13 protein-coding genes, 1 tRNA gene and 2 pseudogenes are annotated in these 14,785 nt (G+C 51.1%); 10 read left to right on the forward strand and 6 right to left on the reverse strand.

The annotated features are described in order from the left end of the window. Positions 1–17: 17 nt before the first annotated feature. Positions 18–1,466: pseudogene (locus A3L14_RS05555) on the forward strand (prolyl oligopeptidase family serine peptidase); the annotation flags it as partial. A 4-nt stretch (positions 1,467–1,470) separates the two neighbouring features. On the opposite strand, the gene A3L14_RS05560 reads toward A3L14_RS05555, so the two are convergent. The 3 genes from A3L14_RS05560 to A3L14_RS11675 form a co-directional block, all read right to left on the reverse strand. Beyond that, positions 1,471–2,838 (reverse strand): MATE family efflux transporter, encoded by a 1,368-nt coding sequence (locus A3L14_RS05560; RefSeq protein WP_074631230.1) that lies wholly within the window; start codon positions 2,836–2,838, stop codon positions 1,471–1,473. Between the two features lie 40 nt (positions 2,839–2,878). Next, entirely contained in the window at positions 2,879–4,006 is a 1,128-nt protein-coding gene (locus tag A3L14_RS05565; RefSeq protein ID WP_055428773.1) for a radical SAM/SPASM domain-containing protein, read from the reverse strand. Positions 4,007–4,081: 75 nt separating this feature from the next. After that, entirely contained in the window at positions 4,082–4,228 is a 147-nt protein-coding gene (locus A3L14_RS11675) for a hypothetical protein (protein WP_157628421.1), read from the reverse strand. A gap of 305 nt (positions 4,229–4,533) precedes the next feature. On the opposite strand from A3L14_RS11675, the pseudogene A3L14_RS05570 reads away from it, so the two are divergent. After that, positions 4,534–4,704, forward strand: a pseudogene (locus tag A3L14_RS05570) (prolyl oligopeptidase family serine peptidase); the annotation flags it as partial. An 85-nt stretch (positions 4,705–4,789) separates the two neighbouring features. Next, on the forward strand, positions 4,790–5,494 hold the full coding sequence (locus A3L14_RS05575) for an RAD55 family ATPase (RefSeq protein WP_055428774.1): 705 nt from the start codon (positions 4,790–4,792) through the stop codon (positions 5,492–5,494). Here A3L14_RS05575 and A3L14_RS05580 read toward each other — a convergent pair. Next, positions 5,483–8,086: an ATP-dependent helicase gene (locus A3L14_RS05580; RefSeq protein ID WP_055428775.1), complete on the reverse strand. Its 2,604-nt coding sequence runs from the start codon at positions 8,084–8,086 to the stop codon at positions 5,483–5,485. The two genes, A3L14_RS05575 and A3L14_RS05580, sit on opposite strands and share 12 nt — an antisense overlap. Before the next feature lie 90 nt (positions 8,087–8,176). Between A3L14_RS05580 and A3L14_RS05585 the strand changes: the two genes are divergently transcribed. From A3L14_RS05585 to A3L14_RS05615, 7 genes are all read left to right on the forward strand, one after another. After that, positions 8,177–8,488, forward strand: coding sequence for a hypothetical protein (locus A3L14_RS05585; protein ID WP_055428776.1), 312 nt, complete (start codon positions 8,177–8,179; stop codon positions 8,486–8,488). Between the two features lie 61 nt (positions 8,489–8,549). Continuing rightward, entirely contained in the window at positions 8,550–8,768 is a 219-nt protein-coding gene (locus A3L14_RS05590) for a division/cell wall cluster transcriptional repressor MraZ (protein ID WP_055428777.1), read from the forward strand. Next, positions 8,765–9,181, forward strand: coding sequence for a type II toxin-antitoxin system VapC family toxin (locus A3L14_RS05595; RefSeq protein WP_055428778.1), 417 nt, complete (start codon positions 8,765–8,767; stop codon positions 9,179–9,181). The genes A3L14_RS05590 and A3L14_RS05595 overlap by 4 nt, the downstream gene beginning before the upstream one ends. A gap of 93 nt (positions 9,182–9,274) precedes the next feature. After that, positions 9,275–10,324 carry a glycosyltransferase gene (locus A3L14_RS05600; protein WP_055428779.1) on the forward strand — a complete coding sequence of 350 codons (1,050 nt, stop codon included), beginning with the start codon at positions 9,275–9,277 and terminating at the stop codon, positions 10,322–10,324. A 92-nt stretch (positions 10,325–10,416) separates the two neighbouring features. Continuing rightward, positions 10,417–11,325, forward strand: a complete 909-nt coding sequence (locus A3L14_RS05605; RefSeq protein ID WP_055428780.1) for an inorganic phosphate transporter — start codon at positions 10,417–10,419, stop codon at positions 11,323–11,325. Between the two features lie 41 nt (positions 11,326–11,366). Further along, the gene (gene tgtA / locus A3L14_RS05610; RefSeq protein ID WP_088886116.1) at positions 11,367–13,109 is read left to right on the forward strand and encodes a tRNA guanosine(15) transglycosylase TgtA; all 1,743 of its coding nucleotides are present in this window, start codon (positions 11,367–11,369) and stop codon (positions 13,107–13,109) included. A gap of 38 nt (positions 13,110–13,147) precedes the next feature. After that, positions 13,148–13,224 (forward strand) — tRNA-Val (locus A3L14_RS05615). A gap of 310 nt (positions 13,225–13,534) precedes the next feature. Here the strand turns inward: A3L14_RS05615 and A3L14_RS05620 are convergent. Continuing rightward, the gene (locus A3L14_RS05620) at positions 13,535–14,476 is read right to left on the reverse strand and encodes an ATP-binding protein (protein ID WP_055428782.1); all 942 of its coding nucleotides are present in this window, start codon (positions 14,474–14,476) and stop codon (positions 13,535–13,537) included. After that, positions 14,473–14,712: a hypothetical protein gene (locus tag A3L14_RS05625; RefSeq protein WP_055428783.1), complete on the reverse strand. Its 240-nt coding sequence runs from the start codon at positions 14,710–14,712 to the stop codon at positions 14,473–14,475. The genes A3L14_RS05620 and A3L14_RS05625 overlap by 4 nt, the downstream gene beginning before the upstream one ends. Between the last annotated feature and the right edge of the window lie 73 nt (positions 14,713–14,785).

Here is a 14,785-nt window from a genome sequence, read left to right on the forward strand (position 1 = left end):
TTAAGATGGTGGTTTTCATGGAAGACCCCTACGCATGGATGGAAAACCTCGAAGATGAGCGGGTTATCAGGCTCGTTGAGGAGGAGAACAAACGCTTCAGGGAGTTCATTGGGGAGCTGAGTGACGAACTGTTCCCGGGGGTATGGGAGTACTATTCGATGCCAACCCTCTACGGTGCGAAGCTCACCGAGAAGGGCATCATAGCAATGTACAAGGAGAGGGAAAGACAGCTTATTAGATGGCTCGGTGGCGATGTCATAGTCGATTCCAAGGCCCTTGAGGAGGAGCTCAACGACGAGGTTCTGCTCCAGGGCTTCACCGCCGACGGGAAGGGGAGGTTTTTGGCTTACAGTTTTTCAATAGGCGGCGCCGACGAGGGCATAACCCGAATCATAGACCTCGAAACCAGGAAGCTCATCGACGAGATTAGGCCCTCGGTCTGGAACGTGACCTTCCTCGGGGACGGCTACTACTTTTCCCGCTTCTACCGGCACGGGGAGACGCCCGATGGGGTTAAGGCCCCAGCGGTGAGGCTCTTCTGGAAGGACGGCAGTGGGGAGAGAATGGTCTTCGGCAAGGGTCTCGGCTCCGGCTACTTCATCTCGCTGAGGAAGAGCACCGACGGAAAGACTGCGATGGTAACGGTGACCTTCGGCTGGAACAGGGCGGAGATATACGTCGGGCCGATTGAGGAGCCGGGAATGTGGAAGAAGGCCTATTCGGCGGAGGTTCCGGCGGAGCCGATTGACGTGATCGATGGAAAGCTCTACGTCCTCACGAGGGAAGGAAAGGGCCTCGGAAAGGTAATAACGGTGGAAGACGGCGAAGTTACCGAGATCATCCCTGAAGGGAAATTCCCGCTGGAGTGGGCGGTTATCGTGGACGGAAAAATTCTCGCCGGCAGGCTCGTCCATGCCAGCCACAGGCTTGAGGTCTATTCCCTTGAAGGGAACAAGCTTGATGAGGTGACCTTTGACCTTCCGGGAAGTGTTTATCCACTCGACACCGACGGGAAGAGAGCTTTACTCCGCTACGAGAGCTTCACGGTTCCGTACAGGCTCTACGGGTTCGATGGGAAGTTCAACCTCATAGAGGGGCAAGAAGTTCAGGGGGACTTCATGGTCAAGGAGGACTTTGCCGTCTCCAAAGACGGGACGAGGGTTCACTACTTCCTCGTTAAGGGAACCAGAGATGAGAAGAAGGCGTGGGTCTTCGGCTACGGCGGCTTCAACATAGCCCTGACCCCGAGGTTCTTCCCGCAGGCGATACCCTTCATAAAGCGCGGCGGAACCTTCGCCATGGCCAACCTCCGTGGTGGTTCCGAGTACGGTGAGGAGTGGCACCGCGCCGGAATGAGGGAGAACAAACAGAACGTCTTCGATGACTTCATAGCCGTGCTCGAGAAGCTGAAGGGGGAGGGTTATAAGGTCTCCGCCTGGGGAAGGAGCAGCTGCAGATTGTTGATCTACACTAAATAATCTTTTTTGCCCAGGGGATCATGAGGAAGAAAATTATGGCGATGAGTGCTGAGACCACATTGCTCATTCCTAAGCCCCAAAACAAACCTGCAGATGAGTTGAAAATAATATATCCAAAAAGATATGTTAGTGGCAATCTAAGGCCCCAAAGCCTTATCATTCTAAGCACCATGGACTCCCTTGTGTGTCCAGAATACTTGAAGACGTTGTTCACTATCAAGAATATCCCCGTAAAGAAAGGCACTGAGAGAATTAAAGGGATGACATTCTTACTCTCCATCAAGACCTGAACGTCGCTTACAAATACTCTTACAATATACTCTCTTGAAACAGCTAATGATAGAGCTACAATACTAGAAACCGCAAAATTCAACACCATGGCCCTTCTTGCTATTTTTTCTGCTCTTTCATATTTTTCAGCCCCAATATTTTGGGAGATCATTATACCTGTGCCACTTGCTATTCCAACGGTAAAACTCTCTAAGAGCTTCACCATTCTCATAATGATCAAATAAGCTGCGTATGTTGCTATCCCAAATCCATAGATCAATCTAATCATGATGATTGTTGTTATGTCATTTACCAATGAACCAAAGGCAAGGGGTATACCCTTTCTCAGGATTTTCCCATAGAATCTCAAATCAGGTTTTATGTCCTGAGCTTTTACTGGTATCCCCATTTCCCCAGAGAAAACAATATAAAGGGAGATTATACAGACGATTACATCCGCTGTAACAGTTGAGAGAGCGGCACCCCTAACGCCCAGGCGTGGAAGGCTGAACAGGCCAAAAATCATTACTGGATCAAGAATCATGTTGATCGCAATTGCTAAGATGCTGAGCTTCATAACGAGTTTGGTTCTCCCGAATGCTTTTATTACAGACAAACTTGCCGCAAACAAAAAAGAGAAGGGAATCCCAACATAGAGTATTAGAAGATAATCCCTAACATACGAATAAGCAGAGGGAGGGATCCTCATGAACTCCAGGGCGTAAGGGATTATAAGTATCCCCAAGACTGAGGTGATAATAGAAGAAATCAGCATAAAAGAATAGACCGCACCAATTAATTTTCTGTACTTTTTATATTCCCCCGCTCCAACGTATTGTCCAATGAATATTGCACCCACTGCTGAAAACTCCAGGCCAACGTGCATTAAGGTCGTTACTAACGGCAGTGCAGTTCCAGGTGTGGAGAGAGCGACTTTTCCAAAAAATCCGAGCCAAAAAGTATCGACTAAGTTATAAAGCTGCTGAATCAATGTTGAAAAAACTAGAGGCAAAGAAAGTTTAAGGATAGTTCTTGTTATATCACCACTAAGTATCTCCTGTCTAATTTCCTGGATTTTGTTGTGCTGCATTTTTCTCACCAAAGGGGAAAATCAACACAGAGTATTCTGGCTAAGTTAAGTATTCCTCTATCAACTCCCTGCTTTTCCTTGGCAAATGGGGCAATATCTCCCTATCAAAGAACTCCATCATCTTGCAGGTAACAGGATCCACTTCAATGAGTTTTCCTGTTTCTAAAAATGCATTCGCTCTGCAACCAGCACCACATATTTTTACATACCTACAACTTAAGCATTTTTTGATGTCTCTTATCCGTATTCTCAGCACTCTTTCACTACCCTGATCCGGGCTCTCCAGAATATCCCTCAGGGGTCTCTCTCTAATATTTCCTATACTAAATGGCAAACTTGGGCAAAGCGTTACAGAACCATCTGTTCTAATTGTTACTGAGGGTAAATAGCTGCATGGATGGGACTCTAGGTCAAAACTATAGATTCTATCTTTGATTTTGTCAGGATATAGTAGGCTCTCCCTAAATATTGAGAATATTGCAAGTTTGAACGGGGGTCTCTCGTCAATGTAACGTAAGATTAATCTTTTTAAAACTGGTGCCATATCGGACCAAGAGGGTCTAAGTGCATCCATCGCGGAGATATATCTTCCTCTGATGATTGGGAGATCAATTGACCAACCGGAAATTGCCTCATGTTGCTCGATCCATTCATACATTTTTTCAAGTTCGTGGAGATTTTCAGTTGTTATCATAGTATTTATGTGTACTGGTATATCCGTCATTTTACCAATAAAGTCAATATTCCGTACGATAACTTTTGCATCCACTCCTCTAACTTTTTTATTTGCATCAAAACCGTCCAGGGAAACTCTTAATTCTAGAAGTTTTGGAATATTTCCTAATTTTCCTACTGTTTGTTCGTCGAGAAGAGTTCCATTAGTTATAATTGTTTTCCAGAAATTCTCTGAAGTTTCACTGCTAAGTATTTCCAAGAAATCCGGTCTCATAAATGCTTCTCCTCCAGAAAAAGTCAGAAACTTAACTCCAACTCCTGCCAACTGATCCATCCAATCCAAGATTTCATCTTTTGAGGGATCTCCATCAGGCAATTGGACGTAAGGATCCTCATAATAAAAGCAGTACATACATTTCAAATTACATTTATTAGTGACATCTATATGGGCTGAAATCGGTTCAAGATAAAAGCGGCCATTGATATATTTCATTTAATCACCCCTACTCCCTTTGATTACGCAATGCTAAACATTGTTAGATGATCAAATCAAAATAAATTATTAAAATCAGGACTCCATTAAAAACGGGTCTGCATTGTTGTGATTTGCAAGATGTCCTTTCAGAGTCACTCCAACGAATTTTCCTTCGTCGACTTCACTCCATGCCTGTGCCAATCTTCTTTCAAATCGTTGTATCTTGTAATTTTCCTCCATAGAGCCATCACCACTATTTATCATTAGAATTTAAGATTTAAATTTTTTGTTATCATTAAGTTATTAACCAAAAGTTATCAACACTATCATGAGAAATAGTTCAAACTAATCTTTAGGGCTACGAACTAAGATGAATTAAGAGACTGTGGAGAGTTCGGGAAATCTCTTCATAAAACCAAAATACGAGAGGAGAGCATATTAACAGAGCCTGAAGGAGTGTGCAATCCAGTAAAACGAAAACGAAAGTTGTCTGATTTTCATGAGGGATTAAGACCCTGTTTTGAACTTCTCTGGATTCCTGTTGGAATGACTGCGTTCACCCCGCCCACGCCCTCAAGTTCTTCATGAAGCTGAAGGAGGTAGGTGCCCCCGTCTATCTCCGCGTCGAGACTAAGAGCGGCCACATGGGCGCCTCACCAGAAACGAGGGCGAGGGAGCTGACGGATTTGCTGGCGTTTGTCATCAAGACCCTCTAATTTCACCCATGTCTTTTCATTTTGTCCGGGAAGCTCGAAAAGTTCTTATATCTAGGAATGAGAGTAATAGATTAGGGGCGGAATCATGTACGGCAAACGAATATCAACGGGCATCCGGGGACTCGATGTCATGCTCAGGGGCGGTTTAATTCCCGGAAGGACGTACCTGGTAAAAGGTGCTCCGGGAACCGGTAAAACCACGCTCGCAATGCACTTTGCAATGGCAGGAATAGCCAATGGCGAGGACGTTCTGTATGTGACCCTTGAAGAGCCCTCCGAAAACCTGCGGGCAGACATGGCCAAGATGGGTTTTAGAATCAATGACAGCAGGTTCACCCTGATAGACGCCACCCCCACCTCCGAGCGGTACGTTCTGGTCGAGGACTTCTTCGAGTCCTTTGCCGGAAGTATGGAGAAGATGACGGCGGCAATAAAAGAGAAACTCAGAGAGAGGCGCTATACGCGCATCGTCCTGGATCCAATAACCATGCTAAAGCTCACGTCCCCCCAGGAGATGGAATACAGGAAGGCATTTCTGAGCTTCGTGAAGAGTATGGCCAAAATGGGGGCAACCGTCCTGATGACCTCGGAGCTCCAGAAGACAGACATCGAGGAGTACCTCGTCAGCGGGGTTATAGAGCTGAGAATGTTTGACATCCAGGGGACGCTTTACCGGGGGTTGAAGATACTAAAGTTCCGAGGGAGTAGCTTTGACCACAGTATGCGCCCCTACGAGATAACCGACAGGGGGATAGTTGTCCACCACGACCGCGTCATTTCACTGCCCTGATGCACCTATCATCGCCATTATCTTTCTGTGGAGCTGTTTTATCATCTCCCTTCTGTCCTCCATGAGGACCACGTCGCTTGAGCCTATCACCTCAAGGTTGAAGGCGAATGGACTTGGGAGTTCGTTGTGCTCGACCACCACCCTTATCCTCCCCTCTTTAATCCAGCCCAGGAAGAGTTCGGCAGCCTCAACGTCCATCTTGTCCTCCATTATCTCGCGGTAGACCTCCTTGAGAAGCGGAAAGTCCGGATGGTTTTCCTTGAGAATCCTCAGCAGTGTCACTGCCATGACCTGCTGTCTGCCAAGCCTTTTGCTCCTTCCAATGTATCTCCTAAGTATTAGAAGCCCGCGGTTGGCGACGTGCCTGAAGCGCCTCTTGAGGAGCTCGGTGTTGTCAAGGGCCCTCCTAAGAACCTCGCGGAGGTCTTCGATTTTAAACAGGGCCATTATCTCCTCTTCGCTCAACCTCTTATCCGGGGGAAGGAGCAGGGCGAAGCCGTTGTCGTTTATGGCAACACCGACGTTGGTCTTCTTTTTCTTGCTCACGAGATATGCAAAGGCCCTGCTCAGGGCGTCGTTTGCGCGCCTCCCGATGAGTGTGTGAAAGAAATAGCGGTTCCTCTTCCCCCCGAGGACTTCCTCAACGAGAACCGTCTCGTCGTCGGGCACCGTTGAGTACTTCGCCTGCTCGCGGAAGTAGGCGAGAATAGCCTTCGCGGCTCTCTCGTCTATCCCGTACTTTTTCATCAGGAAGCTCCTGGCGCGTTTGCTGTCCACAAGGGAGTAGACCTCCTTCCTGAAGCGCTGGATGTCGAGGGCCAGGTCGAAGCTCAGGGGGAGCATCTCCGAGAACCAGGCTGGAATGGTGGGCTTCGCACCCTCGCGCGGAATTACATAAATCTTGTTCCCCCTGCTCTTGATGAACTCGTAGGTTCTCCCCGCCAAAACGAAGATGTCACCGGGCATCAGCCTCTCAGCAAACTCCTCCTCAACCGTTCCGATCATCTGCTTGTCCATGGTGTAGACCCGTATCTTTGCTTCGTCAGGTATCGTGCCGACGTTCATATAGTAGATTGCCCTTGTCATCTTGCCGCGTCTCCCAAAGCGGCCGTCCTCAAGCCATATCTTCGCGTAGACCTTCCTCTCCTCTAAGCCGGCGTATTCCCCGGCAAGATAGCGGAGAACGCTCATGAAGTCTTCAAACGGCAGGTCGCGGTATGGGTAGGCGCGCCTCACGAGCCTGTATGCCTCCTCCACGTCCCACACCTGGTTGAGCGCCATCCCGAGGAGGTGCTGGACGAGGACATCGAGGGGGTTCTTGGGAATCCTTATCCGGTCGAGCCTCCTGTTGCGGGCGTTGTGCGCCAAGACTGTAACCTCTACGAGGTCGTCGCGGTCGAGGGCGAGGATTACTCCTTTGCTGACGTCGTGGAGCCTGTGGCCGGCCCTTCCAATCCTCTGTAAGGCCCTATTAACGCTTTTCGGCGAACCGATAAGAATTACAAGGTCAATTGTACCGATGTCAATCCCGAGCTCAAGGCTTGTCGATGTGACAACACAACGAAGTTCTCCCCTCTTGAGCTTCTCCTCCACATCAAGGCGAACCCCCCTTGAAAGGCTTGAGTGATGTGCCTCTATCAGCCCCTCGAACTCAGGATAGCGCTTTTTCAGGTTGTATGCGACCCTCTCGGCACCGCTCCTTGTGTTGGTGAATATTAGCGTTGTCCTGTGCTCCCTGATGAGCTCTGCCAGACGGCGGTACAGGGCATTGCTGAGCATCCCAGCGTCCGTGTAAACGAGGTCATCTACAACGCTCTCGACCCATATCTTAGTCTCCTTGGTGAAGCTGACGTCGACTATCAGGCCCGGCCTGGGCTTTCCATCGTCACCGAAGCCGAAGACGAATTTGGCGACCTCCTCAAGCGGATGAATCGTCGCGCTCAGTCCTATCCTCACGAACTCGTTCTCCGACCAGTGGGCGAGCCTCTCGACGCTGAGCGCGAGGTGAGTGCCGCGCTTGTTCTCGGCTAAGGCGTGAACCTCGTCTATGATGAGGTATTTGACCGTCTTAAGCCTCTCGCGGAACTTGGGGGCGTTCAGGGCTATGGCGAGGCTCTCGGGGGTTGTGATCAGGATGTGCGGCGGCTTCTTGACCATCTTGCTCTTCTCGTAGCTTGAGGTATCGCTCGTCCTTATGCCCACCCTTATGTCCGGAATCTCGTAGCCGAGCTCCTTTGCCACTTCCTTTATCTCGGCCAGGGGCCCCTCCAAATTGCGCTTGATGTCGTTGTTCAAAGCCCTCAGCGGGGAGACGTAGAGCACGTAGATTTTGTCCTCAAGCTTTCCGGCCTTGGCCAAGAGTATCAGCTCGTTTATGGCCGCGAGGAAAGCCGAGAGGGTCTTTCCAGAACCTGTTGGAGACGAGATAAGCACGTTCTCTCCCCTGTGGATCTCGATGACCGCGTAGCGCTGGGGAGGGGTGAAGGTTCCAAACTTTCGCCTAAACCACTCCCTAACCGGCTCGCTGAGTATCTCAAATATCTCCTCGTCCGTGTATTCTCTCTCGGCGTGGCGTATCCTTTCTCCGCTCATCGAGGTTCGGTTGGGTTTTCGATTTTTAAGCTATTCGGTTATCTTAACAAACTTTTTAAGTGCCAATTAAGAACTAAAATCGGTGAGAGGATGGAAAGGAAGATTGGGCAACTGAAGGGGATCATTGAGGAGTTCAACAGACTCCACGGAAGCGAGGCTCAGGCGAGAATACTTCGGGTTGAGGGAGACGAGGTCATCATTGAGTTCTCCGGCTCATTCTGCGCCACGTGCGGGCTCTACGACTACTTCGATGATATCAAGTGGGAGGCCATGGACTTCGGCCTGGAAATAGAGCCGGTGGAGGTTCTTGAGGCTGAGGAAGATGAGTTCGAGCACGGCAGGTACGTGGTGAGGTACAGGGTTGGAAAATTCCTCTCCCTTGAACTTCCGGATAAAGATTAAAAGCTCCTCTTTACCAAAAACTATTTATGCATGGTGGATTGACTAAAAAAATGGTGATTGCATGGAAACTCTGGTGAAAAGGTTCGACCCCCAGGGGCGACTTCTCCTGCCGAAGGAGCTGAGGGAAAAGCTTGGGGAGGAAGTGATAATAGTTGACCTCGGCGACAGGGTGGAGTTATTGCCAAGGAGAAGGGTCGACCTAAAAAAGTTCTTTGACAGCATCGAGGTGGGGGAGCTGAAGGGGTGGGAAGAGCTTAAAAAGGAGCTGTGGGCGGAATGAGGTTCATCGATGCAAACGTCTTTATTTATGCGTTTTTGAAGCCAAGAAAGGAACCCCCAGGGAACGTCAAACTCATCAAGAAAAAAGCACAGGATATACTTGGACGGATCAGCGGGGGTGAGAGAGTGGTTACCACAGTTGTCCACCTGAGCGAAGTTGCCAACGTCATTGAAAGCAGGGGTGGAAAGAGAAAAGCCGCTGAAGTCCTTTTGGCGATTCTGACAATCGAGAACATCGAGGTTCTGCCGGTTTCCGCGGGAGACTACCTCAAGGCCTCGCTTATAGCTGAAGAGAGAGACCTTGGGATGAACGATGCTTTGGCCTACATTAAGATGAAAGAGCTTGGGATAGAGGAGATTTACACCTTTGATCGAGATTTCGAAAAGCTGGACGTCACCGTAGTGCGTGAATAGGTCCTCCGCTGGTAAATTTTAGGGTTTAACGCGCTATATCGTGGGTTCTTAGATATCGACACAATTAAAAATTCCATATCCCAAACTATTCCCATGAACCCGCTCCTACTCGGTCTTTTCGTCATCCTCCTCTGGGACGGTTACTTTTTCTTCAATTACATAATTAGCCTTTTCAAGAATTACAGAATTCGGGAATGGTCGCCCAAAGTCTCAATCATTATCCCTGCTTACAACGAAGGAGAAAGGATCCTTAGGGCGATAAAATCTGCTCTAGCCCAGGATTATCCCGACTTTGAGGTTATAGTAATCGACGATGGAAGCAAGGACAACACCTTCGAGGTGGCTTTCTCCGTAAAAGACCCCCGCCTGAGGGTTTACAGGAAGAATCACGGAGGAAAGGCCAAAGCCTTGAACTTCGGCCTCTCGAAGGCCAGTGGGGAGATTGTAGTCACGACCGACGCCGACAGCCGTCTCGAACCCGATGCAGTTAAGGAGTTGGTGAGACGCTTCTATTCGGATGAAATCCTCGGCGTCGGCGGTCAGGTTCGCGTCGCGGGAGAATCTTTCCTTGAGATTGCCCAAGATGCGGAGCACCTTCGAATAGCGATGTTCCGCAGGGCGAAGGAGCTGGACGACCTGAGCCTAGCCCCGGGCCCAATAGCGGCCTTCCGAAGGGAGGTCCTTGGGAGGATCGGCGGCTTTGTTGAGGAAATCGTCGAGGACTACGCCACGACGAAGGCCGTTAAGGAGTTTGGGAAGGTCGTCTACGCTCCCCGCGCGAAGGTCTGGACAGAGATGCCAAAGAGCATTAGTGTGCTCTGGCGCCAGAGGAAGCGCTGGTTCCTCGGCGACCTGAAAAACCTCGGCGGTGGTTTTACCAAGGACTGGATCTTTTTGATTCTCGGGGATGTTGTGGCGTTTTTTGATGTGATTGTTCCTCCTCTTCTCCTCATCACCGGACATTTTGAGCTCTTCGCCCTATGGTGGTTCTTCGAGACCTTCACAATGCTTTTACCGACCCTCTTCGAGGGGGGAAGGCTGATAAACACTTTCCTGTTCCCGGTAATCGTCTGGTTCTGGGCGGCCTTTTACCTTGCCCTCCACATCTACGGCTACCTCTCGGTGCTCCTCGGGAGGGTATGATGCAACACTGAGCGAAAACCTTTTAAGTGCTCAACCATGTGCTACATAGACTATATAGATTATGTGTCAACAAATAGACTATAGTGATGGCGATGATAACGGCGCTCTTCATGGCGTGGGCGATAGGCGCGAACGACAGCGCAAAGGCCGTTGGGACGGCCGTTGGGTCGGGAGTCATAGGCTTCAAGAGGGCAGTGCTCCTAATAGGTGTATTCACCACCTTAGGCGTTTTTCTCGGCGGCTCCGGCGTTTCCGGAACGGTCTCCGGGCTGGCCGAGGGCATGACTGCTGGCGAGGTCGGTCTCGTCCTCTTCAGCGCGGCCTCGGCAGTAACCATAGCCAGCCTCTGGGGAAGGCCAATCTCAACGACCCAGTCCATAATAGGCGGCCTCGTCGGGGCCTCCCTCGCCCTCGGACTGCCGGTTGACTGGTGGACTGTCGGCAGAATAGCATCTGCATGGGTTCTCTCACCGATCGTCGCCGCTCTCTTCGCGTTGGCCGTCTACAGGCTCTACAAGCCCCTGCGGAGAAGGGTAAAGTGTCTGCGGAACCTTGAGCTGGCCCAGAAGTGGCTCGTCTTCACGGCGGCGGCTTTTTCAGCCTTCAACCTCGGCGCCAACGAGCTCTCCAACGTCGCCGGGCTGATGGAAGGGCTCGGAGTGAACGGACCGTTTAAGCTCCTCCTGGCGCTTATCCTAACCCTGGGGGCGCTGACCTTCAGCTACGACGTTATGATGACGGTCGGAAGGGACATCTCGCCGCTCGGGCCGACCTCGGCCTTTTCGAGCCAGTTCGGAGCATCTCTGGCCGTCAGCGCGGCCAACCTGATAGGCCTGCCCGTCAGCTCGGGCCAGGCCATAGTCGGGGCCATAAGCGGCCTGGGCCTCTACAAGGGCGAGCATGTGAACCTCAAACTCCTCGTGGGAATCGTGAAGGGCTGGGTAATGGCCCCGGTTTTCGCGGGTGCGATATCCTACGTCCTCATAACGTTTCTGGCTTAGGCTTTTAAACCGACCACCGAAGGTTCTTGAGGTGTTGAGAGATGGTCGAGTTTAAGTTCGAGGTAAAGGCGAGAGACGCCGCCGGAAGGATCGGGAAGTTAACTGTCAACGGAAAAACGATAGAGACCCCTGCCATAATGCCGGTCATCAACCCAAAGCAACTGATAGTGACACCGAAGGAACTCAAGGAGATGGGCTTTGGAATGATAATCACCAACTCCTACATCATCTACAAGACGCCTGAACTCAGGGAGAGGGCCCTTGAGTTTGGAATCCACAGGCTCCTCGACTACGACGGCATAATCGAGGTCGATTCCGGCTCGTTCCAGCTCATGCGCTACGGCGGCGTGGACGTTACGAACAGGGAGATAATCGAGTTCCAGGAGGGGATAGGCGTCGATATAGGCACCTTCCTCGACATTCCGACCCCACCGGATGCACCGAGGGAAAAAGCAGAGGAAGACCTCAGGGTGACCCTTGAAAGGGCAAAGGAAGCCGAGGAAGTCAAGAACATCGCGATGAACGCGGCAGTCCAGGGATCCACCTATCCAGACCTGAGAACCTATGCCGCTAAAAAGCTCAGCGATATGAACTTTGAGATTCACCCGGTTGGGGCAGTCGTCCCGCTCATGGAGAGCTACAGATATAAAGACCTTGTTGATGTAGTTATCGCTTCAAAGCAGGGGCTCAGGCCCGACAGGCCGGTTCACCTCTTCGGCGCAGGTCACCCGATGATTTTCGCTTTAGCGGTCGCGATGGGGATAGACCTCTTCGATTCCGCGAGCTATGCCCTCTATGCCAAAGACGACCGCTACATGACGCCCGAGGGGACGAAAAGGCTGGAAGAGCTCGAATACTTCCCCTGCTCCTGTCCGGTCTGCCCCCGCCACACTCCCCAGGAGCTTCGCGAGATGCCGAAGGAAGAGAGGACGAGGCTTCTGGCTCTCCACAACCTCTGGGTAATCCGCGAGGAGCTCAACCGGGTCAAGCAGACGATAAAGGAGGGAACCCTCTGGGAGCTCGTCGATGAGCGCGCCCGCTCCCACCCGAAGATGTTCGCCGCCTACAAGAGGCTGTTGGAGTACAGGGACTACCTCGAAAAGAACGAGCCGATAACCAAGGCCTCCGCTTTCTTCAAGGTGAGCGAGGAGGCACTGCGCTGGCCGACTGCTGTGAGGGCTAAGGAGAGGGCAGAGCGCGTTAAGAGCAGGTTTCCTGGGACGATAGAACACCCGATATTCGGAGAGATACCTAGGTACCTCGGCTTGACCTACCCCTTTGCGCAGAGCGAGGGCGAGGAGGACTTCACCATAACCAAGCCCGCCAGGGGAGAGGCGAGGAGCTACATCATGGCCATAGCGGAGTACCAGTTCGGAGAAGGCGCTGGGGAAGCGTTCAGAGATGCCTTCGTCGAGCTGTCGAGAAAGACCGGAATGCCGAGGCAGATTAAGGTGAAGGGCAAACACCTCGCGACCTTCAGGGCTGAGGACGGCCTCCTGACCCTCGGCATCGAGGGGGCTAAAAGGCTCCACGAGATACTGCCGTTCCCGAGGATGCGCGTTGTGGTCAACGAAGATGCAGAGCCCTTCGCACGGAAGGGCAAGAACGTCTTCGCAAAGTTCGTGGTGGACGCTGACCCCGAGATAAGGCCCTACGACGAGGTTCTGGTCGTGAACGAGAACGACGAGCTCCTTGCAACGGGTCAAACGCTGCTCAGCGGCGAGGAGCTGAAGGTGTTCCAGAGCGGTTTAGCCGTGAAGGTTCGCAGGGGCGTTGGGAAGTAGAAAATTTTATAACGTCCCTCCCTTCTCCTATTTCGGGCGGGCCCGTGGTCTAGATGGTTATGACGCCACCCTTACAAGGTGGAGGTCCGGGGTTCGAATCCCCGCGGGCCCACCAGTTCTCGATTAACCGCCAAATAACATCCTCATACGTTTCTCCCAACCGACCAATCCGCCTCAACTCCTCCTTCAACTCCACACTCACCCAAATAGTCGTATTCCGTCTTGCTTTCTCCCCCACTGCCAGCACCTCCGACTATAGCGCCTATAGCGACTATAGGGGATACGTATACACAATTATGCCCCATCCTACATAGGACTTGTCCAGAAAGAAGAACGACTAAAACAAAGTGAAAATGAGGAACCAGCCCGGGCGGGACACAAGAGAGCGAGAGGCGAGGAAGGGACAAAACCTAGGGCATAGTAATCTATAGTAGTTCTACCCTCTCTCCCTGACTCCTCTTCCGCCTTACTTGGACGTCATATCCTGGCCACGGCAGATACTCAAACCGGAAGAAACCATACCTCCCCCACTCGATATAAGCGTATCCATCATCCAGCATCGAGACGTAACCTTGCTTGACCTTTGACCCCTTCCTGACCTGGGCTCCTCTCAGGTAAATATAAGCTGGAATTTTCGTGCGAATTCTCCAATCAACGTTGCTAACTGTATGAGTCGAGAGGACAAGGGATACTAGGGCCTTCCTCAAGTCTTTGAGGATATCTTTGACCCAATCCTGAAGGGTGAACTGAGTGCCCGGTGCAGTTTCAGGGAAAATATCATCAGCTTCATCGATGAAAACTGCATACCACTCTCTATCATCACGAGTGAGTAGGCAGTAGAGGAGCTCAAACCAGAAGTAGACAGGCCTGTCTTCCTCCAGTTTCTCTGGTGGGATAACCCTCCCAGTCTTCTCCTTCACATCCTTGGCTAGCTCTGGGGAGACTCTATATGAGGCAGGCTCATAGATGACGTTAATCTTGTCCTTACGGAGTTTCCGAATGGCATCCTTCGCATCCCTGTACCTGACGACGGGAACATCAATCACTTCTGCTTCTCCTCCATAGGGAATTTTGAGGAACTCTACTTCATCGTCCTCATGCACTAGTATCTGGATCTTCTTCTCCCAGTTTGGAAACTTGTGCCACTGGGCAAGGAAGCGGCCACGCCAGATAACGTATTCTTCGCCCCTGAACCGTAAGGCCAGTCTGCCCATTAGTGAAGTCTTCCCAGCCCCTTGTTCCCCAGTAATCATGACAAGCCTGCCGCCCCTTCCGGGATTCCTCTCTAGGAGCCTGTCCAAGAGTTCAGCACCAATCTGAGCAGCAATCTGGGCTCCACTCGCCAGGGACAAGATACCACGCTTCATCCCACGTCACCTCCCAGCTCTTCTATGACCCTCTCCAGAATCTCTAACTGTCTCTTCCTCTCCTCCAACTGCTCCTGAAGAGAGATGACCTTCTCCTCCAGTGCTGAGACTTGAATCTCTATGAGCTTCTTTCGGGCCTTCAAGTAGTTTTGGAGACTCTGGGGGCTACCATGGGTCTTGATGTTCTTCGGAATCTTCACTCCTGCCTCTTCTACAAGGCGGATAACCTCTTCCATACCCCTCACCAATTGTACATAATTGTACGTTCTACACATACTTTTTGGACATTCTAGAGGTACAGAAACATGG

It is taken from the genome of Thermococcus thioreducens (assembly GCF_002214545.1).
Lineage (GTDB): Archaea > Methanobacteriota_B > Thermococci > Thermococcales > Thermococcaceae > Thermococcus > Thermococcus thioreducens.

What these genes read in the sequence shown, in the direction of transcription:
- A3L14_RS05580 (WP_055428775.1), bottom strand. Translation starts at nt 8,086, where the DNA reads ATGAGCGGAGAAAGGATACGCCACGCCGAGAGAGAATACACGGACGAG.
- A3L14_RS05560 (WP_074631230.1), bottom strand. Translation starts at nt 2,838, where the DNA reads ATGCAGCACAACAAAATCCAGGAAATTAGACAGGAGATACTTAGTGGT.
- A3L14_RS11675 (WP_157628421.1), bottom strand. Translation starts at nt 4,228, where the DNA reads ATGGAGGAAAATTACAAGATACAACGATTTGAAAGAAGATTGGCACAG.
- A3L14_RS05585 (WP_055428776.1), top strand. Translation starts at nt 8,177, where the DNA reads ATGGAAAGGAAGATTGGGCAACTGAAGGGGATCATTGAGGAGTTCAAC.
- A3L14_RS05565 (WP_055428773.1), bottom strand. Translation starts at nt 4,006, where the DNA reads ATGAAATATATCAATGGCCGCTTTTATCTTGAACCGATTTCAGCCCAT.
- A3L14_RS05595 (WP_055428778.1), top strand. Translation starts at nt 8,765, where the DNA reads ATGAGGTTCATCGATGCAAACGTCTTTATTTATGCGTTTTTGAAGCCA.
- A3L14_RS05590 (WP_055428777.1), top strand. Translation starts at nt 8,550, where the DNA reads ATGGAAACTCTGGTGAAAAGGTTCGACCCCCAGGGGCGACTTCTCCTG.
- A3L14_RS05625 (WP_055428783.1), bottom strand. Translation starts at nt 14,712, where the DNA reads ATGGAAGAGGTTATCCGCCTTGTAGAAGAGGCAGGAGTGAAGATTCCG.
- A3L14_RS05600 (WP_055428779.1), top strand. Translation starts at nt 9,275, where the DNA reads ATGAACCCGCTCCTACTCGGTCTTTTCGTCATCCTCCTCTGGGACGGT.
- A3L14_RS05605 (WP_055428780.1), top strand. Translation starts at nt 10,417, where the DNA reads ATGATAACGGCGCTCTTCATGGCGTGGGCGATAGGCGCGAACGACAGC.
- A3L14_RS05620 (WP_055428782.1), bottom strand. Translation starts at nt 14,476, where the DNA reads ATGAAGCGTGGTATCTTGTCCCTGGCGAGTGGAGCCCAGATTGCTGCT.
- A3L14_RS05575 (WP_055428774.1), top strand. Translation starts at nt 4,790, where the DNA reads ATGTACGGCAAACGAATATCAACGGGCATCCGGGGACTCGATGTCATG.
- tgtA (WP_088886116.1), top strand. Translation starts at nt 11,367, where the DNA reads ATGGTCGAGTTTAAGTTCGAGGTAAAGGCGAGAGACGCCGCCGGAAGG.